This is a genomic window from Amycolatopsis sp. MEPSY49 (genome assembly GCF_051337345.1).
GTDB lineage: Bacteria > Actinomycetota > Actinomycetes > Mycobacteriales > Pseudonocardiaceae > Amycolatopsis.
Map to the genome: position 1 here is coordinate 663,361 of NZ_JBDLYJ010000001.1, position 21,173 is coordinate 684,533.

The 21,173-nt window shown below is 69.7% G+C and carries 19 protein-coding genes; 9 read left to right on the forward strand and 10 right to left on the reverse strand.

Annotation, left to right across the window (positions count from 1 at the left end; all coding sequences use genetic code 11):
- Positions 1-9 precede the first annotated feature (9 nt).
- Positions 10-1,665 (reverse strand): circularly permuted type 2 ATP-grasp protein, encoded by a 1,656-nt coding sequence (locus tag ABFJ78_RS03290; RefSeq protein WP_436384110.1) that lies wholly within the window; start codon positions 1,663-1,665, stop codon positions 10-12.
- Positions 1,666-2,061: 396 nt separating this feature from the next.
- On the opposite strand from ABFJ78_RS03290, the gene ABFJ78_RS03295 reads away from it, so the two are divergent.
- The 4 genes from ABFJ78_RS03295 to ABFJ78_RS03310 all read left to right on the forward strand — a co-directional run bounded on the left by ABFJ78_RS03295 (position 2,062) and on the right by ABFJ78_RS03310 (position 6,900).
- A complete protein-coding gene (locus ABFJ78_RS03295; protein ID WP_436384111.1) occupies positions 2,062-2,886 on the forward strand; it encodes a transporter substrate-binding domain-containing protein in 825 nt (274 codons plus the stop codon).
- A gap of 81 nt (positions 2,887-2,967) precedes the next feature.
- Positions 2,968-3,771 carry an amino acid ABC transporter permease gene (locus ABFJ78_RS03300; RefSeq protein ID WP_436384112.1) on the forward strand — a complete coding sequence of 268 codons (804 nt, stop codon included), beginning with the start codon at positions 2,968-2,970 and terminating at the stop codon, positions 3,769-3,771.
- Positions 3,768-4,526: an amino acid ABC transporter ATP-binding protein gene (locus tag ABFJ78_RS03305; RefSeq protein WP_436384113.1), complete on the forward strand. Its 759-nt coding sequence runs from the start codon at positions 3,768-3,770 to the stop codon at positions 4,524-4,526. Before ABFJ78_RS03300 ends, ABFJ78_RS03305 begins: the two co-directional genes overlap by 4 nt.
- 61 nt (positions 4,527-4,587) lie before the next feature.
- A complete protein-coding gene (locus ABFJ78_RS03310) occupies positions 4,588-6,900 on the forward strand; it encodes an oxidoreductase (RefSeq protein ID WP_436384114.1) in 2,313 nt (770 codons plus the stop codon).
- Between the two features lie 47 nt (positions 6,901-6,947).
- On the opposite strand, the gene ABFJ78_RS03315 is transcribed toward ABFJ78_RS03310, so the two are convergent.
- On the reverse strand, positions 6,948-7,523 hold the full coding sequence (locus ABFJ78_RS03315) for a hypothetical protein (RefSeq protein ID WP_436384115.1): 576 nt from the start codon (positions 7,521-7,523) through the stop codon (positions 6,948-6,950).
- A gap of 165 nt (positions 7,524-7,688) precedes the next feature.
- Here ABFJ78_RS03315 and ABFJ78_RS03320 point away from each other — a divergent pair, with 165 nt between their 5' ends.
- Genes ABFJ78_RS03320 through ABFJ78_RS03330 form a run of 3 tightly spaced genes read left to right on the forward strand, consistent with a single transcriptional unit; the run spans position 7,689 to position 11,981 of the window.
- A complete protein-coding gene (locus ABFJ78_RS03320) occupies positions 7,689-9,503 on the forward strand; it encodes an NHL domain-containing thioredoxin family protein (RefSeq protein ID WP_436385372.1) in 1,815 nt (604 codons plus the stop codon).
- A 1-nt stretch (position 9,504) separates the two neighbouring features.
- Positions 9,505-9,837 (forward strand): GroES family chaperonin, encoded by a 333-nt coding sequence (locus ABFJ78_RS03325; RefSeq protein ID WP_436384117.1) that lies wholly within the window; start codon positions 9,505-9,507, stop codon positions 9,835-9,837.
- Between the two features lie 26 nt (positions 9,838-9,863).
- Entirely contained in the window at positions 9,864-11,981 is a 2,118-nt protein-coding gene (locus ABFJ78_RS03330; RefSeq protein WP_436384118.1) for a VanW family protein, read from the forward strand.
- A 4-nt stretch (positions 11,982-11,985) separates the two neighbouring features.
- Here the strand turns inward: ABFJ78_RS03330 and ABFJ78_RS03335 are convergent, their stop codons facing one another.
- Together ABFJ78_RS03335 and ABFJ78_RS03340 are read right to left on the reverse strand one after the other, a co-directional pair.
- Complete coding sequence (locus ABFJ78_RS03335) at positions 11,986-12,693, reverse strand: leucine-rich repeat domain-containing protein (RefSeq protein WP_436384120.1); 708 nt, start codon at positions 12,691-12,693, stop codon at positions 11,986-11,988.
- Positions 12,690-13,529, reverse strand: a complete 840-nt coding sequence (locus ABFJ78_RS03340; RefSeq protein ID WP_436384121.1) for a helix-turn-helix transcriptional regulator — start codon at positions 13,527-13,529, stop codon at positions 12,690-12,692. The genes ABFJ78_RS03335 and ABFJ78_RS03340 overlap by 4 nt, the downstream gene beginning before the upstream one ends.
- Positions 13,530-13,650: 121 nt before the next feature.
- Here ABFJ78_RS03340 and ABFJ78_RS03345 point away from each other — a divergent pair, with 121 nt between their 5' ends.
- Positions 13,651-15,030: an MFS transporter gene (locus tag ABFJ78_RS03345; RefSeq protein ID WP_436384123.1), complete on the forward strand. Its 1,380-nt coding sequence runs from the start codon at positions 13,651-13,653 to the stop codon at positions 15,028-15,030.
- Here ABFJ78_RS03345 and ABFJ78_RS03350 read toward each other — a convergent pair.
- From ABFJ78_RS03350 to mug, 5 genes are all read right to left on the reverse strand, one after another.
- Positions 15,020-15,313 (reverse strand): GlsB/YeaQ/YmgE family stress response membrane protein, encoded by a 294-nt coding sequence (locus ABFJ78_RS03350; protein WP_436384125.1) that lies wholly within the window; start codon positions 15,311-15,313, stop codon positions 15,020-15,022. The two genes, ABFJ78_RS03345 and ABFJ78_RS03350, sit on opposite strands and share 11 nt — an antisense overlap.
- 152 nt (positions 15,314-15,465) lie before the next feature.
- On the reverse strand, positions 15,466-15,741 hold the full coding sequence (locus ABFJ78_RS03355) for a GlsB/YeaQ/YmgE family stress response membrane protein (RefSeq protein ID WP_410666995.1): 276 nt from the start codon (positions 15,739-15,741) through the stop codon (positions 15,466-15,468).
- Between the two features lie 225 nt (positions 15,742-15,966).
- Positions 15,967-17,802, reverse strand: coding sequence for an acyl-CoA dehydrogenase (locus ABFJ78_RS03360; RefSeq protein ID WP_436384126.1), 1,836 nt, complete (start codon positions 17,800-17,802; stop codon positions 15,967-15,969).
- A 139-nt stretch (positions 17,803-17,941) separates the two neighbouring features.
- The gene (locus ABFJ78_RS03365; RefSeq protein ID WP_436384127.1) at positions 17,942-18,727 is read right to left on the reverse strand and encodes a response regulator transcription factor; all 786 of its coding nucleotides are present in this window, start codon (positions 18,725-18,727) and stop codon (positions 17,942-17,944) included.
- Between the two features lie 263 nt (positions 18,728-18,990).
- Complete coding sequence (gene mug / locus ABFJ78_RS03370; protein ID WP_436384128.1) at positions 18,991-19,545, reverse strand: G/U mismatch-specific DNA glycosylase; 555 nt, start codon at positions 19,543-19,545, stop codon at positions 18,991-18,993.
- A 27-nt stretch (positions 19,546-19,572) separates the two neighbouring features.
- On the opposite strand from mug, the gene ABFJ78_RS03375 reads away from it, so the two are divergent.
- Positions 19,573-20,217, forward strand: a complete 645-nt coding sequence (locus ABFJ78_RS03375) for a class I SAM-dependent methyltransferase (protein ID WP_436384129.1) — start codon at positions 19,573-19,575, stop codon at positions 20,215-20,217.
- A gap of 183 nt (positions 20,218-20,400) precedes the next feature.
- Here ABFJ78_RS03375 and ABFJ78_RS03380 read toward each other — a convergent pair whose 3' ends face one another.
- The gene (locus tag ABFJ78_RS03380; RefSeq protein ID WP_436384130.1) at positions 20,401-21,027 is read right to left on the reverse strand and encodes a VanZ family protein; all 627 of its coding nucleotides are present in this window, start codon (positions 21,025-21,027) and stop codon (positions 20,401-20,403) included.
- Between the last annotated feature and the right edge of the window lie 146 nt (positions 21,028-21,173).

Here is a 21,173-nt window from a genome sequence, read left to right on the forward strand (position 1 = left end):
GGAACCTCCCTAGCTCTGCTGTTGCTGCTGCTGCTGGGACGACGTCAGCTCGGGCCCCTGTTCGGCGACCAGTCCGTCCACAGTGGACATCGCACCGAGCGCCGGGGACTCGAGCTCGCGTTCGGCGGTCGACGCCCGGGACGCCAGCACCCAGGTGTCCTTCGAGCCACCGCCCTGCGACGAGTTGACGACCAGGCTGCCCTCCGGCAGCGCCACCCGCGTCAGGCCGCCGGGCAGGACGAAGATGTCCTTGCCGTCGTTGACCGCGAACGGCCGCAGGTCGACGTGCCGCGGCGCGAGCCGGTCGTCCACCTTGGCCGGCACGGTCGAGAGCTGGACCACCGGCTGCGCGATCCAGCCGCGCCGGTTCGCGCGCACCTTCCGCCGCAGCGTCGCCAGCTCGGCCGGAGTCGCCTCGGGGCCGAACACGATCCCGTAGCCGCCCGAGCCTTCGACCGGCTTGACGACCAGCTCGTCCAGGTGCGCCATGACGTGGTCGAACTCGTCGGGCAGCCAGCACCGGAACGTGTCCACGTTGGGCAGCAGCGGCTTCTCGTTGAGGTAGTACTTCACCATCTCGGGCACGTAGGTGTAGACGAGCTTGTCATCGCCCACGCCGTTGCCGACGGCGTTCGCGACGACGACGTTGCCCGCGCGCGCCGCGTTGAGGACGCCGGCGATGCCGAGCACCGAGTCCGGCCGGTAGTGCACCGGATCGAGGAACTCGTCGTCGATCCGTCGGTAGATGACGTCGACCTGGCGCTCGCCCTCGGTCGTCCGCAGGTAGACGACGTTGTCACGGCAGAACATGTCCCGGCCTTCGACCAGTTCGACGCCCATCAGCCGCGCCAGCAGCGAGTGCTCGAAGTACGCCGAGTTGTGGACGCCGGGGGTCAGCACCACGACCATCGGGTCGGCCACGTTCGCCGCGGCCGCCGCCCGCAGCGCCCGGAGCAGGTGTGACGCGTAGTCGCCGACCGGGCGGACCCGGTGCTGGACGAACAGGTCCGGGAAGACCCGCGCCATCGTCCGCCGGTTCTCCATCACGTACGACACCCCGGACGGGTTGCGGAGATTGTCCTCCAGTACCCGGAACGTGCCTTCCTCGTCGCGCACCAGGTCCACTCCGGACACGTGGATGCGCACGCCGTTCGGCGGGTTGATGCCGAACGCCTCCCGCTGGAAGTGCTCGCACGAGGTGATCAGCCGCCGCGGCAGCACGCCGTCGCGCAGGATCTGCCGGTCGCCGTAGATGTCGGCGAGGAACGCCTCGAGCGCCCGGACCCGCTGGGCGACGCCGCGCTCGAGCTTCGTCCACTCGGCCGCCTGGATCACCCGCGGCACCAGGTCCAGCGGGAACGGCCGCTCCTGCCCGGACAGCGAGAAGGTGATGCCCTGGTCGACCATCGCCCGGTCCAGCGCCTGCGACCGCGAGTTCAGATCGTGCGCGTCGAGCGCGGCGATCGACTCGTAGAGCGCGCGGTACGGGCCGCGGACCGTGCCGTCCGCGGCGAACATCTCGTCGTAGGCACCGGCGTGCGGGCGTTCCGGGGAGAGGTATCCCTCGAACCGCGCCCCCGGCCGGGTGATCCGGCGGGTCGTCGCCTTCCTCGCGCGTCGACCGGACGGGGGCAGCCGGGGCGGGGTCGCGTTCATGAACGACATCCTCACCCACGTGAGCGGCGTGGCGCGACACTTCTACGCAGGGTGGCGCGATGCGAAACGTCGCCGTAATCCGAGGCGCTCGGTGCCGCCCGGCCGGGGCGGCAGCGGTGCTCGTCAGCGCTCCGTGTAAAGGGCGTAGTTGTTCTGCACCTGTACGCATTCGGGTCGGCTGGTGAAGCCTCGTCGCGGGCCGGGCACAGCCGCTTTCCGGCGGTGGTCACAGTCCGAAAAGTCGATCAAGCTCTCGCTTGACTGTGATCTGGATCACCAACTGACGGCTGCTCTGCGTGCTCGATGCCATCGCAACGTGTCTGTAACGGGCAGTCGCTGGGCGTTGAGTCGATTGAGTGGCAGGATGCGTACTCTCAGAACCTGAGAACTACGAGGAGTGACGACGTGGCCCGAGTACCCCAACTCAAGGCGCTCGCCCTGATCCCGGCTCTCGCCCTGGCGGCCGGTGCCCTGGCCGCGTGCGGGGGCGACGAAGGCGGCACCGCCGCCGGTGGTGTCCAGCTCATCGCCGCGGGCAAGCTCACGACCTGCACGCACCTGCCCTACCAGCCGTTCCAGGTCAAGCAGGGCGACAAGATCGTCGGCTTCGACGTCGACCTCGTGGACCTGGTCGCGAAGAAGCTGAACGTCCAGCAGAACATCGTGGACATCGCCTTCGAGAACATCGAGTCGGGCGAGGCCATGAACTCCGGGCAGTGCGACCTGGCCGCGGCGGGCATGACGATCACCGACAAGCGCAAGCAGAAGTTCGACTTCTCGGAGCCCTACTTCGAGGCCACGCAGGCACTGCTGGTCAAGGCCGGTTCGCCGATCAAGGACTTCAGCAACGTCGCAGGCAAGAAGATCGGCGTCCAGTCGGCCACGACCGGCGCCGACTACGCCAATGAGCACGCGAAGGGCGCCGAGATCGTCACCTTCGACGACCTCGCCCTCGAAGAGCAGGCGGTCAAGAACGGCACGGTCGACGCGGGCGTCAACGACAACGGCGTCCTCTACGACTTCGTGAAGACGAACCCGGACACCGCCGTCGCGACCGAGTTCAAGACCAACGAGTTCTACGGCATCGGCGTCAAGCAGGGTAACTCCGCCCTGGTCACGGCGATCAACGACACGTTGAAGGCCTCGGTGTCGGACGGCACCTACGCGCAGATCTACCAGAAGTGGTTCGGCAAGGCGCCGACCTGGCTGCCGGGTAACCCGACCCAGTAAGACCCCCGCCTGTGGCCGGTGCTTCGGCACCGGCCACAGTGGCGTTTCCGATGCCCGTTCCGGGCTTGCTCGAGGAGTGAAATGGCACTGAGCCGACGCCAGCGACGATCGGCGTTCCGGGGTGCGCAGTACGTCCTGTTGCTCGTCATCGTCGTCGTGCTCGCCCTCCTGGCCAACTGGGGCCAGATCGGCCGGGCGTTCTTCGACCTCGACGTCGCGGCGAAGCAGTTCCCCGACGTCGTCACGGTGGCGCTGAAGAACACCGTCGTCTTCACCGCGCTCGGCTTCGCGCTGGGTCTGGGCCTGGGCCTCGTGCTGGCCCTGATGCGGCTGTCCTCGGTGGGGCCGTACCGGTGGTTCGCGCGCGGCTACATCGAGTTCTTCCGTGGCCTGCCCGCGCTGCTCATCTTCCTGGCGGTCGGCGTCGGCGTCCCGATCGCCTTCCCGGACACCCACCTGCCGCGCAACATCTCCATCATGATCGCGCTCGGCATCGTTTCGTCGGCCTACATGGCCGAGACGATCCGGGCCGGTATCCAGGCCGTTCCGCGCGGGCAGGTCGAGGCCGCCCGCTCGCTCGGCATGTCGCCGGCGCGGTCGATGATCACCATCGTCATCCCGCAGGCGTTCCGGATCGTGCTGCCGCCGCTGGCCAACGAGCTGATCATGCTGACGAAGGACTCGTCGCTGGCGTTCCTGCTCGGGACGACGCCGGCGCAGCAGGAGCTCGCGCAGTTCAGCCGCCAGGCGCTGCTGGAGGCGAAGGGCCTGACGCCGATCGTCGTCGCGGGCCTCTGCTACCTGGTGATCACCATCCCGCTGTCGATCCTGCAGCAGCGGCTGGAGAAGAAATACGGGGCCGGAGTGGCCGGGGGTACCAAGTGAGCGACGTGATCGTCGAAATTTCCGGCCTGCACAAGGCGTTCGGCTCGCTCGAGGTGCTCAAGGGCATCGACCTGCAGGTCGAACGCGGCCAGGTCGTCTGCATCATCGGGCCGTCCGGATCGGGCAAGTCCACCTTGCTGCGCTGCGTGAACCTCCTCGAGGAGCCGCAGCAGGGCAAGATCGTCGTGAACGGCAACGAGATCACCGACGAGGACGTCGACATCGACGGCGCCCGGCGCAGGATCGGCATGGTCTTCCAGGGCTTCAACCTCTTCGCGCACCTGACGGTCCTGGACAACCTGACCGTCGCGCAGCGCAAGGTCCTCAAGCGCGGCAAGGAAGAGGCCGAGCGCGTCGCGCGCGAGAACCTCGAGAAGGTCGGCCTGAGCGAGAAGGAGACGTCGCTGCCGGGCCAGCTCTCCGGCGGGCAGCAGCAGCGCGTCGCGATCGCGCGGGCGCTGTCGATGAACCCGGACGTCATGCTGTTCGACGAGCCGACGTCCGCGCTGGACCCGGAGCTGGTCGGCGACGTGCTCGCCGTCATGCGGCAGCTGGCCGAAGAGGGCATGACGATGCTGGTCGTGACGCACGAGATGCAGTTCGCCCGCGAGGTGGCCGACAGCGTGCTGTTCATGGACGGCGGCGTCGTCGTCGAGCAGGGCCCGCCGAGCCAGGTGATCGGCGACCCCCAGCACGAACGCACGAAGTCGTTCCTGAAGCGGGTCCTCGATCCGACGCACAGCCTCGACGACTGAAACGCCTGCGAATTCCGTTCGCGTTCGCTACTTTGAAGGTGGGTGAGGGAGGGGGCAGTCCGTGACGACCGAAAGCGCGCTGCCACCCCTCGACCCCTTCGCGGGCATCCCGGACCGCCGGTACGAAGTCAAGGCCTCCGACCTGCTGAAACCCGGCAACGGCGGCCTTCTCCGCTGGCGCCGGACGGCCACCAACGCGCCGATCGTCTACGTCGAGGACGCCTACATCACCGGCACGCTCGACCTGCGCGCCGCGGACCTGAAGTACCTGTTCCGGTTCGAGCGCTGCCGGTTCGAGCACCCGCCGGACGTGCGCGAGGCGAACCTGCTCGGGCTGGTGTTCCGCAAGTGCTGGCTGCCCGGGCTCAAGGCCCGCAACATGCGCAGCCGCAACGACGTCCGGCTGATCCGCAGCGTCGTCCAGGTCGACGGCGCCGACCGCGAGATCGAGGAGACGACCGTCCAGCGCGGCGACGACCGCGAACGCGGGATGCCGAACGCCGCGGTCAACCTCACCGACGCCGTCATCGAAGGCTCGATGGTGCTGACCCGCACGGTGATCTCGCACCCGCACGGCAAGGCGATCCAGGCCGACCGGCTCGTGCTGACCGGCGCGCTGCTGGCCTACCGGATGGTCGCCAACGGCGAAGTCCGCCTCCCCGGCCTGCGGACCGGCGGTAACGTCAACTTTTCGGGCGCCACGCTGAACAACCCGGACGGCTTCGCGCTCAACGGCAACGGCCTGCACATCGGCGGCAGCCTGCTGTGCGAGGTCGACAACTACGGGCCGGCCAGCCAGCGGAAGCGCTTCTCCGCCACCGGGATCATGTACCTGCCCAGTGCCACGGTGGACAGTGACATCGTGCTGCGCGAGGCCAAGCTGACGGTGTCCCAGCAGGGCCCGATCGCCGTCGACGCGTGGAAGTCCAACGACCCGTACCTCGACCCGCGGCCCGCGCTGGTGGCCGACCGGATGCGCGTGGACGGCAACGTCGAGCTGTCCGACGGTCTGCAGGCGCTCGGCACGCTGCGCATGGTCAACGCCCGGATCGGCGGCTCGCTGCGGCTGGCCGGCGCCGAGGTCAGCGTGGTGCGCGGCAAGTCCCAGCCGTACTACGACCGCGCGCTGCACCTGGACGGCACCGAGATCGGCGGCGACATCGAGGCGACGAGCCTGCGCGTCCCGACCGGCCAGCTGCGCCTGGCCGACGTCACGGTCGGCGGCAACTTCCTGGCCTGGAACTCGATGTTCCGCCACCCGGGCCGGGACGTGTTCTCGGCGCGCCGCTCGAAGATCGCGGGCAACTTCCAGCTCACGGACGCGACGATCCACGGCACGCTGCGCCTGCAGGGCGTGGAAGTCGGCGGCTCGATCAACCTGGCCGGCACGCGCTTGACCGAGCCGGGCTTGCGCGCGACCAGCAGTTTTTCGCTGGACGTCCGAACGGGCCGGATCGGCCGCGACCTGACGCTGCGCGACAACAACAGCCGCCCGTTCGTCGCGGAGGGCGGCATCAACCTCGACGGCGCGCAGGTCGCCCGCCGCGTGGACCTGCGGGGTTCGGAGCTGAGGTCGCTGCCGCCGTTCAGCGTGGCCCTGGACGCGGGCGACGTCGCGGCGGACGAGTTCACGCTGACGCCGAACCTGCCCCCGGCCGGCCGGGTGGTCCTGCGCCGCGCGCACTGCGGGACGTTGACGGACAACGACGAGTTCTGGGCGGCAACGGGCGGCATCGAGCTGGAGGACTTCCGCTACGACGCACTGGGCCGCGGCATTCCGCTCGACGACGACAAGGCCCTCGACCGCCGCATCGAGCTGCTCCGCCAGGCAATGCGCGGCTATCGTCCGGGCCCGTACGACCAGCTCGCGCACATGCTCCGCGCGGCGGGAAACGAAGAGCACGCGTCGACGGTGGCGTTGCGCAAACAGCAGTTCAGGTACGAGGCACTGGCGCGCGGCTTCAAGTTCTTCGGCCCGGGGGTCCGGCTGTGGAGCTGGCTGCAGCGGTCGATGGTGGGGTACGGCTACCGGCCGGTCCGCGCGCTGGGGTGGCTGTTCACGTTGCTGGTGCTGGGCAGCCTGTGGTTCGGCCTGGGCACGGACGACTGCATCACCTGGAAGTCCGACGAGACGCACCAGATCATCGCGAACGGCCCGCGGTGCGTGGTCAACCAGCAGGACACGGGGCTGCAGTGGAACCCGGTGATCTACACGGCGGACCTGCTGGTGCCGATCGTGGACTTCGGGAACAAGTCCCGCTGGTACATGCACGGAACGGACAACTGGGTGGCGGCGGGCTTCACGGCGTCCGGCTGGATCTTGGCGACGACCGTGGCGGCCGGGGTGAGCCGGATGCTGCGCCGGGAGAATTGACCTCTCTCCGGCTTTCTAGTGTCGGCGCTAGACAACGCCAGAGTCCGTTAGTCGATGAAGCGGGACCAGAACTCGATGTACCTCGGCCCGTCCGGCGGGGCCGTGCTGATGCCGCCCGTCGCGAACTCGCGGTGCAGGTAATCCCGCAGGTCACAGCCGTACACGATGATGTCCGTCTGGTACACCGACAGCACCGGGTAGCCCGCGGTGCCGGGTATCCCCGGCAGGTACCGGTGCCCGCAGACCGGCACCAGCTGCGGCACGCCCGCCAGGCGACGGCGGGCCTCGCGGACCGCGTCCTCCGGGCCGACCGGGCGCGTGCCCCAGTCGGGGAGCCAGAAGCCGTTGTGCTCTACGTCGTAGAGGACGCCGTCAACCGGCCAAGCCAAACGTTTGCGCAGCTGCTCGGGATTGCCGCAGCGCCAGTCCGGCCAGCGGTCGCCGATCGGGACGCCGGCGGAGAGGAACGTGCGGTGGTCCGCGGCGAAGCGGAAGCCGAACCGGCGCTCGATGTCGTCGAGCTCGGGTTCGGTCAGCCCGGGACGCACCGGTTCCCGGAGGTTCTCCTGCAGGTGCCGTGCCTCCTCGATGGTGAGGGCGCCGGCCGGCTGGACGGGGGTCATGTGCCGAGCCTAAGCGGCGGCTCACCGCGCCGCGCGTCCTTTTCCGCCGTTTTCCCGGGGCACCCCGGTGGGGTGAGTTTGTTCTCTCATCGGCTGAACTCCGGAACAGAGCGTGAGCGTGTGTAGTTCACTCTTGCCGTGACTTCACCCCGACCGCAGGCCCGCGTGCGCGCTCCCGAGCTGCGCGGCGACGTCTGGCTGAACACCGGCGGCCGCCCGCTGACCCTCGCCGAGCTGCGCGGACGCGTCGTCCTGCTGGACTTCTGGACCAGCGGCTGCATCAACTGTCTCCACGTCCTCGACGAGCTGCGTCCGCTCGAAGCCGAGTTCGCGGACGTGCTCGTCACGATCGGCGTCCACTCGCCGAAGTTCCTGCACGAAGGCGAGCGCGCGTCGATCGAAGCCGCGGTCCGGCGCTACGAGGTGCACCACCCCGTGGTCAACGACCCGAAGATGGAGCTGTGGTCGCAGTACGCGGTCCGCGCGTGGCCGACGCTGGCGGTCGTCGACCCCGAGGGGTACGTCGTGCACGTCGCCGCGGGCGAAGGGCACGAAGAGGCGCTTCGCCGCGTCATCGCGGACCTCGTCACGAAGCACGAAGCGAAGGGGACGCTCCGCCGCGGCGGCAGCCCGTACGTGCCGGTCGAGGAGCAGATCAGCGAGCTGCGGTTCCCGAGCAAGGCCGTCGCGACGGCCGAGGGACGCATCCTCGTCGCCGATACCGGGCACCACGCGATCGTCGAGTTCGCCTCCGACGGCGAGACCGTCATCCGGCGCTTCGGCAGCGGCGAACGCGGCGGCCAGGACGGCCCGTTCGACGTCGCGACCTTCGCCGAGCCGTCGGGCATCGCGCTGCTGCCGTACGACGTCGCCGAGCGCGCCGGCTACCACGCCGTCGTCGCCGACACGGCCGGTCACCGGCTGCGCGGCCTCGACCTGATCACCGGCGAGGTGACGACGGTCGCCGGCACCGGCGCGCAGTGGCGCAGCGGGTCGGACTCGGGCAAGGGCGCCGAGGTCGACCTGACGAGCCCGTGGGACGTCGCCTGGTACGGCCCGGCCGGCGGGATCGTCGTCGCGATGGCGGGCAACCACACGCTGAGCGTGTTCGACCCGGTCTCCGGCACCATCCGCCGCTTCGCGGGGACGACCGTCGAAGGCCTGCGAGACGGCGACGTCGGTGAAGCGTTCTTCGCGCAGACGTCGGGCCTCGCCGTGGACGGCGACAAACTGTGGCTCGCCGACGCCGAGACGTCGGCGCTGCGCTGGATCGAACCCGACGGCGAGTCGTTCACCGTCCACACGGCGATCGGCGTCGACCTGTTTTCGTTCGGCCACGCCGACGGCCCGGCCGACCAGGCGCTGCTGCAGCACCCGCTCGGCCTGGCGGTGCTGCCCGGCGACAAGATCGCGATCGCCGACACCTACAACGGCGCCGTACGCCGCTTCGACGTCTTCACCCGCCAAGTGACGACGATCGCCACCGGGCTTTCGGAGCCGCAGGGGTTGTTGCTGCACGAGGGCGAGCTGCTGGTCGTCGAGTCGGCGGGCAACCGCATCGGCCCGCTGGACTCGTCCTCAGCGCCGACGGTCGTGTCGGGCGACGCGCACGCCGTCCGCCGGCCGCCGACCGTGCTCGCGCCGGGCGAGATCGACTTTTCGGTCGTCTTCAGCGCGCCGCCGGGCGAGAAGCTCGACGACCGCTTCGGCCCGTCGACGCGGCTGGAGATCAGCGCGTCGCCACCGTCGCTGCTGACTGAAGGCGGCGGTACGGGCACCGACCTCAAGCGCACGATCCGGCTCGCCGACGGCGTGACCGAGGGCGTGCTGCAGGTCGTCGCGCAGGCGGCGAGCTGCGACGACGGTGGCGAGCACCCGGCGTGCCGGATCACGCGGCAGGACTGGGGCGTGCCGGTGCGCTTGGCCGCGGACGGGGCGCGTGAGCTGAGCCTGGTCATGGCGGGTGAGCCCGCCGAGTAGCATGCGAACCGTGTCTGACGGGCCGAAACTCGAGATCCAGATGCTGCACGACCGGGTGCTCGTGCGGGTGTCGCCGGAAGAGGGCGAGCGCCGCAGCAGCGGCGGCATCGTGATCCCCGCGACGGCGCAGGTCGCGCGGCGGCTCGCGTGGGGTGATGTACTGGGCGTCGGCAACAGTGTGCGGAACGTCAAGACCGGCGACCGCGTGCTCTTCAACCCGGACGACCAGCTCGAGGTCGAGATCCAGGGCGAAGGGCACCTGGTGATGCGCGAACGCGACATCCACGCGACGGCAACGGAGCGGACCGAGCACGGCACGGGGCTCTACCTGTAGGTCGGCTCCCGCGGAGGGGCAGGAGCGTGGCAGACGACGACAAGCGCGAGCGCGAGCCGGGAAGTCCGGGGTCTGCCCTGGCCGAGCCTGGGGTGGAGGAGCCGGCCGAGGTTCCAGCCGAGCCGGTCGCGCTCGCCGGCGAGCCGCCCGCCGCGCCCGAAGCCGCTGATTCGCCCTCGGGGGAAACTCCCACCGAAGCCGAGCCCGCCGCGGAGTTGCCCGCGATCGAGGAAACGGTGGCGACCGTCGAGCCCTCGAAGCCCGCCGCCGCGGAGCCGTCCGCGGTCGAGGTCGCTGCCGAACCCACCGCGTCCGCCACCGCTGTGCCGGCCCCGGCCGTGGATGAAGCCGCCGTCACCGCTGATCTCTTCTCCGATGATCTCCTCGGCGAACTGCTCGAAACCCCCGCTCCGCCGCCCGCGCCCGAGACTCCGGCTCGCAAGCTTCGGAAGGGCGTTGCCCGGACCATGATGTCCATCGGCATCGCGCTCGGGCTGTTCGTCATCCTCTACGCCATCGACCTCCTCGTCAGCGCCGGCGATGTCCCTCGCGGGGTCACCGTGGCCGGGATCGATGTCGGGGGCCTTACCCACGCCGAAGCCGAAGCCAAGCTGCGCAAGGAACTCGAACCCCGGCTGACCAAGCCCGTCGTCATCCACGCCGGGGATGTCCAGGCCGAGCTCGTGCCCTCGAAGTCCGGGCTCGGGCTCGACTGGCCGAACACCCTCGGGCTCGCCGGGCACCAGCCGCTCAGTCCGATCACGCGGATCATGTCCTTCTTCACCAGCCGCGAGGTCGGCGTCGCCACGCGGACCGATCCGGACCAGATCAGCCAGGCCGTGCGCCGGCTCGCCGAGGGCAGGCTGAACCACCCGGCCACCGAAGGCTCGGTCGGGTTCGTCGCGGTCGAGGGCAGCGACGGCCGCGTCAACCCCTACCCGATCCTGCCGCGGCAGGGGCAGCAGCTGACCGACCTCGGCGGTGCCGTGCGGACCGTCACCGACCACTGGCTCGACCCCGGTGGCGTCAAGCTCGGCATGGCCATCACGCCCGTGAAGGCCACCGCCGCCGGCGTGCAGGCTGCCTACCAGCAGGTCGTCGTGCCCGCCGTGGCGCAGCCGGTCGTCGTGCGCGGCCAGGGCAAGGACGTGCCGCTCACGCCCGCCACCATCGCGTCGGCCTTCCAGTTCGCCGCCGTCGAAGGCGGGGCCGTCGAGGTCCGCATCGACCAGGGCAAGCTGCAGGCCGCGCTCAAGGACCCCCTCGCCGGCACCGAGACCGACGGCAAGGACGCCCAGATCGTCTTCACCGGCGACCAGCCCGCCGTCGAGCCGTCCGAGGACGCCCGGAAGGTCAACTGGGAGAAGACCTTCCTCCCGCTCATCGACGTCCTCAAGAAGACCGGCGGCCGCGACCTGCCCGTCGTCTACAGCGCGTCGAGCCCCAGCGTGACCACCGACGCCGCCGGCGCGCTCGGCATCAAGGAGGTCATCGGCCAGTTCACCACCGGCGGCCTGGCCGGCCCGGCCGCGACGAACAACCGGACGCTCGCCGCCCGCGTGTCCGGCACGATCGTCAAGCCCGGCGAGACGTTCAGCCTCGGCGCCCGCTCCGGTCCGCGCACCGCCGACGCCGGCTACGTGCCCGCGCCGGCCGACGAAGACGGCACCGGTGCCGAAGTCGTCGGTGGTGGCGTCTCCCAGCTCGCGTCCACTTTGTACAATGCGGGCTACCTCGCGGGCCTCGCCGACGGTGGTCACCTCGAGCACGACCACTACCTCGACCGCTACCCCGCCGGCCGCGACGCCAAGGCCGTCAACGCCGACGGCAGCCCGGTCGAGCTCAAGCTGACCAACGACTCGCCGACCGGGATCGCCATCCAGGCCACGGTTTCCGGCGACTCCGTGACCGTCCGGATCTGGGGCACCCGCCACTACCGCGTCGAGAGCCAGACCGGCGCGCAGATCCCCGGAGATCCCCCGCCGGTCCAGTTCGGCGGCACCACCCCGTGCCGGCCGTCGATCGGTACGCCCGGCTTCAGCGTCACCGACACGCGCGTGCTCTACGACGTCGCCACCGGCGCCGAGATCCGCCGGACGTCGCACACGGCGACCTACGGTCCGCGTCCGACCGTCCTCTGTTGAGTTGTCAGCGAAGGACCATGCAACCAGCCTCCTCGAAGTCGCGCAGCCAAGCCGGTTCCCGGAAGCGCTTGTTCCACCGCAGATCCAGCTTGTCCAATTTGGACAGCTGAGTGATCGACGCGGGCAGGGTCTCCAGGAGGTTCTCCCGCAGGTCGAGCTGGCGCAGCTCGCCGAGCGCCCCGATCGACGAAGGCAACGCCGTCAACCGGTTGCCGCGCAAGTGCAGCTCCCGCAACGTGCTGAGCGCACCGATCGACTCCGGCAGCGAAGCCAGCGAGTTGCGGTACAGCCTGAGTTCCCGCAGCGAAGCCAGCCCGGAGAGGTCCGGCGGGAGCGCGGAAATCCGGTTGTCCGTGCAGCCCAGGTACCGCAACCGGCCCAAGCGGCACCAAGCCGCCGGGAACGACGTCAGCCGGTTGTCGCTGACGTACAGGTACTCGGTGAGCCCGGCCAGGTCGCCCAGCTCGTCCGGCAGCGCGTCGAACTCGTTGTGCCCCAGATCCAGCGTGTGCAACGACGTCAGCGCCGAGATCCCCGGCGGCAGCGAAGAAAGCCGGTTCGCCGCCAGGTTGAGCACTTCCAGACCGGTGTGCGTCCACAACGAAGGAGGCACCGCCGTGAGCGAGTTCTGGTACAGATCGAGCCGGGTCACCCCCGGTGGCAGCGAAGGCACCGAAGTCAGCCCCTGCCCGCTCAGTTCGACGGACGTCATGACGGCCGCCTCGTCCGGGGCAGCAACGCCCAGCTGCGCGGGTCGTCCGGAGTGGACACCTGGATCCGCAGCCCCGGCGCCTCGGACACCGCCAGCTCGGTCAGCCGGAGGTCCATCCGGCCGGCCTGCGGGTGGTCGATCCGCCGCAGCCGGGCCTGCGGTTCGGCGACCTCGTGCCGGGCCCACAGCTCGGCGAACTCCGGGCTCAGCGCCGACAACCGGCGGATGTCCTCTTCCCACGACGGGTCGCCGACGTGCCTGCCGTACTCGGCCCGCATCCGCGCGACCATGTAGGGCACCTCCTCGTCGTAGTTCAGGAAGAACCGCCGCGCGTTCGGCTCGGTCACGCAGCACCACAGCAGGTTCTGGTGCAGGCACGGCAGGCTGTGCCACTCCCAGAACAGCTCCTGGTGGGCCGCGTTCGACTCCAGGATGTCGAACCGGCCGTTGACCAGCGTGGCGGGCAGCGGGTCGAGCGCACGCAGGACCTCGTGCACCGTGTCCGGCACCGTTTCCACCATCGACGGCAGCCGCGACGGCGTCAGCTCCGCCAGCCGGTACAGGTGCTCCCGCTCCGGGGGTTCCATCCGCAGCGTGCGCGCCACGGCGTCGAGCACCTGCGAGCTCGCGTTGATCGGCCGCCCCTGTTCCAGCCACGTGTACCAGGTGACGCCGACGCCGGCGAGCAGCGCCACCTCCTCGCGGCGCAGCCCGCTGAGCCGGCGACGGGGGCCGGGCGCGAGCCCGACCTCCTCCGGGCCGATCCGCGCGCGGCACGCCTTGAGGAACTGGCCGAGTTCCTCTCGGCGGCTGGTGTGGACCGGTGTCTGGGTCATGCGCACATGGTGCCCGAGGGGTACGACAGTTTGGCTGGCTCAGCCGGCGAAGGAGGTACTCCCAGCACCAGCATCCGCAGGCTCTCTCCGAAAACAATCGAAGAACCCCAAGGTCGGAGGCATGACTCTGACCACTCCTGCCCCGGCCACGGACCGGGAAGCCCGGCCGGACCGGCGGCCGTGGTTCATGCTGGCCGTCCTGCTGCTCGGCCAGTTCATGGCGCTGCTCGACGTCACCGTCGTGAACGTCGCCATGACCGACATCCGCACCGACCTCCACGCGTCCGGCGCCGCGCTGCAGCTCGTCGTCGCCGGCTACACCGTGGGCTACGCGATGCTGCTCATCACCGGTGCTCGTCTCGGCGAGCTGTACGGCCGCCGACGGCTGTTCGTCACCGGCACGATCGCCTTCACCGTCTGCTCCGCGCTCTGCGGCCTGGCGCCGGACGAAAAGGTCCTCATCGTCGCGCGGATCGCCCAGGGCGCCGGTGCCGCGCTGATGATGCCGCAGGTCATCAGCCTCATCCAGGCGCAGTTCAGCGGGGCGGCCCGGGCGAAGGCGCTCAGCGCGTACACCGCCGTCATCTCGGTCGCGTTCGTGGCCGGCCAGGTGCTCGGCGGCGTGCTCGTCGGCGCGGACCTGTTCGGCACGGGCTGGCGGCCGATCTTCCTGGTCAACGTGCCGCTCGGCGTGCTCGTGGCCGTCTTCGCCGCCAAGCTGGTGCCCGGCGGCACGGTGAAGGCGGGCCGCCGCCTCGACCTCGCCGGGCTCGCGACCGCCGTCCCGGCCGTGGTGCTCGTCGTGCTGCCGCTGGTGCTCGGGCACGAAACCGGCTGGCCCGCGTGGACCTTCGCCTCGATCGCGGTGGGCGCGCTGCTGGCCGTGCTGTTCGTGGTCGTCGAACGCCGGGTGGCCGACCCGCTCGTCGACCTGGCCGTCCTGAAGGTCCGAGGGGTCGCACCCGGCCTGGCGACGCTCGCGGCGGGAGTCGCGTCCTACGGCGGCTTCCTCTTCTGCGTGTCGCTGCACCTGCAGTCGGGCCTCGGCAAGACGGCGATGGCCGCCGGCTTGGCGATGGCGCCGGGCGGCGTCGTCTTCGGCCTCTGCGGGTTCTTCTGGAACCGGCTGCCGAAGCGGGTGCACGCCTGGCTGACCCCGTGCGGCTACGTCGGGTCCGCGGTCGCGTACGCGCTGCTCGGGCTGGGCCGCGACGGCGGGACCCTGTTCTTCGTGGCCCTGCTGCTGTTCGGGCTGTCGATGGGACCCGCGTTCGGCTCCCTGATGGTGAACGCGCTGACGCACGTCCCGCTCGAGCGCGCGGCGGACGTCAGCGGCCTGCTGACCACCACGCTGCAGCTGGGCCAGGTCGTCGGCGTGGCCACGTTCGGCAGCCTGTTCCTGACCCTGGCCGTGACGTCGTCCGCGACCGCCCTCACCACGGCGATGACCTGCGCCGCCGCGCTGCTGCTCGTCGGCGCAGGCCTGTCGCTCAAGCGGTAGTGCGGCTGCCGCCCTTGACCTTGGCGTAGATCGCGGAAGCCGCGATGACGCCGACGACGGCGGCCACGACCTGGAAGACGTGCCGGATCCAGTCGATGCCGGCGGTGTCGCGGACGCCGAACACCCCGGCGAGCCAGTTGCCGATGAACGCGGCGACGATGCCGACGACGATCGTCAGCCAGATCGGGATCTTCTGGTCGCCGGGCGCGAACAGCCTGCCCAGCACGCCCAGGATCAGGCCCACGATGATCGTCGAGATGATGCCCCAAAGTCCGCCGAGCACAGCTGCCTCCTCGGATAGCGCAATAAGCGCCACGGTGGCACCGATCCCGCCGTCCCGCGCGCGCTGACCCCCGATGAGGTGACACGAAAAGACCCGGCCCGATCCGCCCCCGACGAGCGGACCGGACCGGGCCGGGTCTTCCGAAGTAACAGCTACCTGGTTACGCCTCGGCGTCCGTACGCGCCGGCGGCGATGCTCACGCCGATGGCGGCGAGGACGACCTGGGTCAGGATTTCCAGCCAGTCGATGCCGTTGGTGTCGGCGTACCCGAGACCACGCGCGATGGCCGTGCCGATGAACGCGGCGATGATACCGATCAGAATGGTCAGCCAGATCGGGATGCTCTGCTTGCCGGGTGCGACCAGCCGGCCCAGAACGCCGATGATCAGCCCGACGATGATGGCGCTGACGATGCCGGCGACAGTCATCACTTTCTCCTCTCAAGGATCCGCGAACCCGGCCACTCGGGTCCGTCGGACTCGGTGAGCGGAATGCCCGCGCCGCCCGGCCCTGAAACACGAACAGGGCCCTCCCCACCCGGGGAGAGCCCTATTCGTGACCATGGAGAACCTTGTTCAGCCGTCGACCGGCGCAACCGTCACCTCAGGCGACTGGCTGACGGTCGTAGCGCCGGCCTAACCAGAACAAGATTCTCAGAACGCGGCTTCGTCGAGCTCCATCAGCGCGTTGTCGGCGGCCTCCACGATGGCGCGGCGGGAGGTCAGCTCCGGCAGCACCTGCTTCGCGAAGAACGACGCCACGGCGATCTTGCCCTCGTAGAACGGGACGTCCTTGGCGGACGCGCCCGCGTCGAGCTTGCCGATCGCGACCTCGGCGTGCTTGAGCAGCTGCCAGCCGATGAGCAGGTCGCCGACCGACATCAGCAGGCGGACCGTGTGCTGGCCGACCTTGTTGATGCTCTGCGGGTCCTCCTGCGACGCCGTCAGGTAGCCGATCAGCGAGCCCAGCATGCCCTGGGTGTCCTCGAGGGCCTGCTTGAGCAGCCCGCGCTCGTTCTTGAGCCGGCCGTTGCCCGCCTCGGACTCGATGAACTTCGTGATCTCGCCGGCGACGAAGGCCAGGGACGCGCCCTTGTCGCGGACGATCTTGCGGAAGAAGAAGTCCAGCGACTGGATCGCCGTGGTGCCCTCGTACAGCGAGTCGATCTTGGCGTCGCGGATGTACTGCTCGATCGGGTAGTCCTGCAGGAAGCCGGAACCGCCCAGTGTCTGCAGCGACTGCACGAGCTGCTCGGTGGCGCGCTCGGAGCCGACGCCCTTGACGATCGGCAGCAGCAGGTCGTTGACGCCGTGCGCGATCTTCTGGTCGCCTTCGCCGGTCCACAGCTGGTCCTGGAAGGACGCGGTGTACAGGTAGACCGCGCGGAGGCCCTCGGCGTACGCCTTCTGGAGCATCAGCGAGCGGCGGACGTCCGGGTGGTGGGTGATGGTGACGCGCGGCGCGGTCTTGTTCAGCATGTTCGGCAGGTCGGCGCCCTGGACGCGCTCCTTGGCGTACTCGAGCGCGTTGAGGTAACCCGTCGACAGCGTCGCGATGGCCTTCGTGCCGACCATCATCCGGGCGTACTCGATGACCTGGAACATCTGCGCGATGCCGTCGTGCACCTCGCCGAGCAGCCAGCCCTTGGCCGGGGTGCCGTGCTGGCCGAAGGTCAGCTCGCACGTCGTCGAGGCCTTGATGCCCATCTTGTGCTCTACGTTGGTGACGAAGGCGCCGTTGCGCTCGCCCAGCTCACCGGTCTTCGAGTCGAAGTGGAACTTCGGCACGAGGAACAGCGACAGGCCCTTGGTGCCCGGCTTGGTCTCGATGCCGGGGCCCTCGGGGCGAGCGAGCACCAGGTGCATGATGTTTTCGCTCATGTCGTGCTCGGCCGAGGTGATGAACCGCTTCACGCCGTCGATGTGCCAGGAGCCGTCCTCCTGCTTGGTGGCCTTGGTGCGGCCCGCGCCGACGTCGGAGCCGGCGTCCGGCTCGGTCAGCACCATCGTGGCGCCCCAGGCCCGGTCGATCATGAGCTGGGCCCAGTGCTTCTGCTCTTCGGTGCCGTTCTTGTTCACGATCATCGCGAAGTTCGGGCCCGCCATGTACATGAACAGCGGGGCGTTCGCGCCGAGGATGAGCTCGGACGCCGCCCACTGGACGGTCGGGGGCAGGCCGAAGCCGCCGAGGTCGTTGGTCAGCCCGAGGCGCCACCACTCGCCGTCCAGGAGCTGCTGGTAGCTCTTCTTGAACGACTCGGGGATCTTGACGCTGAAGGTCTTCGGGTCGTACACGGGCGGGTTGCGGTCGGCGTCGGCGAAGGACTCGGCGAGCGGGCCGGTCGCGAGCTTGTTCAGCTCGGACAGCACCCCGCGGGCGGTCTCCTCGTCGGACTCGGCGAGCACACCTTTGCCCAGGCGCTCCTGCACGCCCAGGACCTCGAAGAGGTTGAACTCCAGGTCTCGGACGTTGCTCTTGTAGTGGCCCATGTCGTCACTCCAATGTGTTCGGCTCCCCGGCCGGGCACATGTTCGCCTTACTCGCCGGTAACTTCAGGATATTACCTGCGGGTAACTGGAGCAAGCAGATCCGCACTTCCGAGTGGGGAAATCCGGGCGGTTTCCGGGGTCAGCGCTGGCCCGGGAGCGCCGTTGTGTCGGCAGTCACCGGCACGTGGCCGTCCTCCGCGCGAGCGACGAGTATCCCGCCGCGGAAGGCGATGGTGACGGCGTGCGTGCGGTCCCGCGCGGAGAGCTTGCGCAGGATGCTCTTGACGTGGGTCCGGACCGTTTCGACGGACAGGAACAGCAGCTTCGCGATCGCCGAGTTCTCGAGACCTTCGGCAACCAGCTGGAGCACCTGGTACTCGCGCCGGGACAGCGGCATCGCGCCGCGCGCCGCGGGTGGGCTGTCGTGGGCGAGGTCGCCCTTGGGCACGGTCGCCCGCTTCGGCCGGGCGGTCAGCGCGGCCAGCGCCGGATCGATGTACCGGCGCTCGGTGTGGGCCCGCCGGATCGCTTCGGCGAGCCGTCGTGAGTCGATCGACCGCGGCACGATCGCGTGCGTGCCCGCGGCGATCGCGGCCGCGAGGTACTGCTGCGTGCGGTTCGTGTCCCGGATGAGCGTGACCAGGATCAGCGCCGGGTCGCCGGCGTTGAGCAGCTTCGTCAGGTGGCAGTTCGGGTCGAGTGCCGAATCGAGCACGACGACGTCCGGCTTGACCTGCTCACACAGCTGCAGCGCGGCGTGGTGGCTGGCCGCCTGGCCCGCCCAGTGCAGCCCCTGGCTGCGGTGGACGAGCGCGGCGAGGCCGTCGCGGAAGATCGGGACCGGATCGACGACCGCCACGCCGAGACTGCGTCCACCGGGTCCGATCGGCCCGGTGGGCCTGCGGGTGGGCTCGATGCCGTGCATCGTGTGCCTCCGTCTCTGCGCCGTCGCTCCTGGGGACGCCTCCCGGCATCGTCCGGTCCCCCCTGCCGGGACCGGCCAAAAGTGACTCCTCCTGCTTGGTACGAGTCGCGATTGCGCAGCTCATGACGCCAATTACCCCTCATGGCCCAATCTGCCGGTCACAGCAAACTTTGAGTAGAAGACGATCTTGAAAGGGCGGTTCGGCCGGGCCAGGAAGGACTCGATGGGGCGGTTGGCACTACTAAGGGTGGCTCGCCCCGTATTCAACGATTTCGACGAACTTCGGATGCGGCCCGCAGCTTCGCGAACTCGGCGGCGAGCCCGGCCGGCGTCCAGTGCGCGTTGAGCCCGCTCGGGTTCGGCAGGACCCACACGCGGGTGTCGCCGATCCGGTGCTCTTGTGGTCCGACATGTGCCTTCGGGAAGCCGAAGGCGGTCCGGTAGGCGGTGATCCCGACGACGGCGAGCCACCGCGGCCGGTACTTCTCGACCTTGGCTTGGAGGAGCTTGCCGCCTTCGCGGTATTCGTCGGCGGTGAGCTCGTCGGCGCGTGCGGTCGTTCTCGCGACGACGTTCGTGATGCCGAGCTTGAGGTCGAGCAGCCGGTCTTGTTCCGCGGGTTTGTAGAGGCGGGGCGTGAAGCCGCCGTTGTGGAGCGCGGGCCAGAAGCGGTTGCCGGGCCGGGCGAAGTGCTGTTTCAGCGCGCCGGAGTAGAGGCCGGGGTTGATGCCGCAGAAGAGGACGTCGAGGCCGGGCGCGATGACGTCCGGGATGGTCGTGCCGTGCGCGGCGGCCAGCTGGTCCTTGGTGGGTCTCACGTGCCCAGTTTCCGGCATGCTCGTCTGGTGGAAGTCACCGCGGACGGGTGTCCGGTCGAGGTCTACGAGTTGTTGCCGGCTGCCGGTGAGCCGGAGATCGTGCACGCGGCTTTGCCGCCGGGGGCGTCGATCCTGGAGCTGGGGTGCGGGGCGGGGCGGGTGACGCACGCGTTGCTGGCGCTGGGGCATCCGGTGGTCGCGGTGGACGATTCGCCGGCGATGCTCGCGCACGTCCGGGGTTCGACGGTGTGTGCGCGGATCGGGGAGCTGGACCTCGGGCGGACGTTCGACGCGGTGCTGCTGGGGAGTCATCTGATCAACACGGCGGTGGACGCGGATCGCCGGGCGATGCTCGCCTCCGCGCGGCGGCACCTCGGGCCTTCGGGGCGGTTGATCGTCGAGTGGCACCCGCCCTCTTGGTTCGACTCGGTCGCGTCCGGGCAGGGCGGGTGGCTCGGGGAGGTTTCGGTTTCGCTGGCCGATGTGGTCCGGGACGGGGATCTGCTGTCGGCGACCGTCCGGTATGCGGCGCGTGGCAAGCGGTGGGACCAAGAGTTCACCTGCCGCCGTCTCGAGCTCGAAACCGTCCTGACGTCGGCTGATCTGGCCTTCGACCGGTGGCTCAGCGCCGACCGGACCTGGTTCACCGCCCTCCCCGGTAGCCGGGGGTAGCGAATTCACCACGTACCTGCGTAACCTGTGTGATCTCCCGCACAGCGCCGTACCGAGGAGGGTTTCGTGCAGCTTCCGCTCATCCTCGGCCTCGTCGCGCTGGTCATCGCGGTAGCCGCCCTCGTCGTCGTCCTCGAAGATCGTCGCGCCGCCAAGCGGGCCGCTCTGCAGCGGAAGGCTCGGCTAGCGCGTCTCGGCGAAGTGGACCCGCTCGCTCCGGGCCGGCTGCGCGCCGATCGGTGAACGCAGGACCGCCAGCAGCAGCGCCCCGAACACCCAGCCGATGCCCGCGCCGGAGGCGTTGTTCATGAGGTCGTCCACGTCGAAGATGCGGTAGACGTACGGCGCCGTCCCGAAGTTCGCCGTCAGCTGCGTGATCTCGATCAGCAGCGACGCCGTGAAGCCGATCAGGAGCGTCCCGATCAGGCCGCGGCGCCACAGCACTCGCGCGAACACTCCCAGCGGGACGAACAGCAGCACGTTCAGGCACGCCTGCTGGAACGTCTGCGTCATGAACCACTGCGATCCGTGCTTGAGCATCTCCGTGTGGATGTCGGTGATCCACTGGAACGGGTGCAGCTGCACGGTCTGGCTCAGCCGGCGCGTGCCCGGCCCGGGCAGCGGCAGGAAGACGACCGCGAGCGTCATGCACCCGTACAACAGCACCGCGGCGGTCGACAACAGACTCCGGACGCGCAGGCCGCCGTAGCGCGCGAGCTGCGTGATCAGCTGCGGCACCAGGACCACGGTCCACAGCGCCAGGAAGCCGATGAACCCGTACTGCAGGGCGGTGACCTGTGCGTTCGTCATGCCACCGACGTTATGGATCTTGCCCCGCCGGGACTTCGGTCGAAGAGCCCGACCGCATCGGCCACTCGGCCGACCATCGCCGGGCCGATCGGTCAGTCGTCTTCGCGGTCCTCGGAGCGTTCGGATCGCCACGCGCTGAACACCGT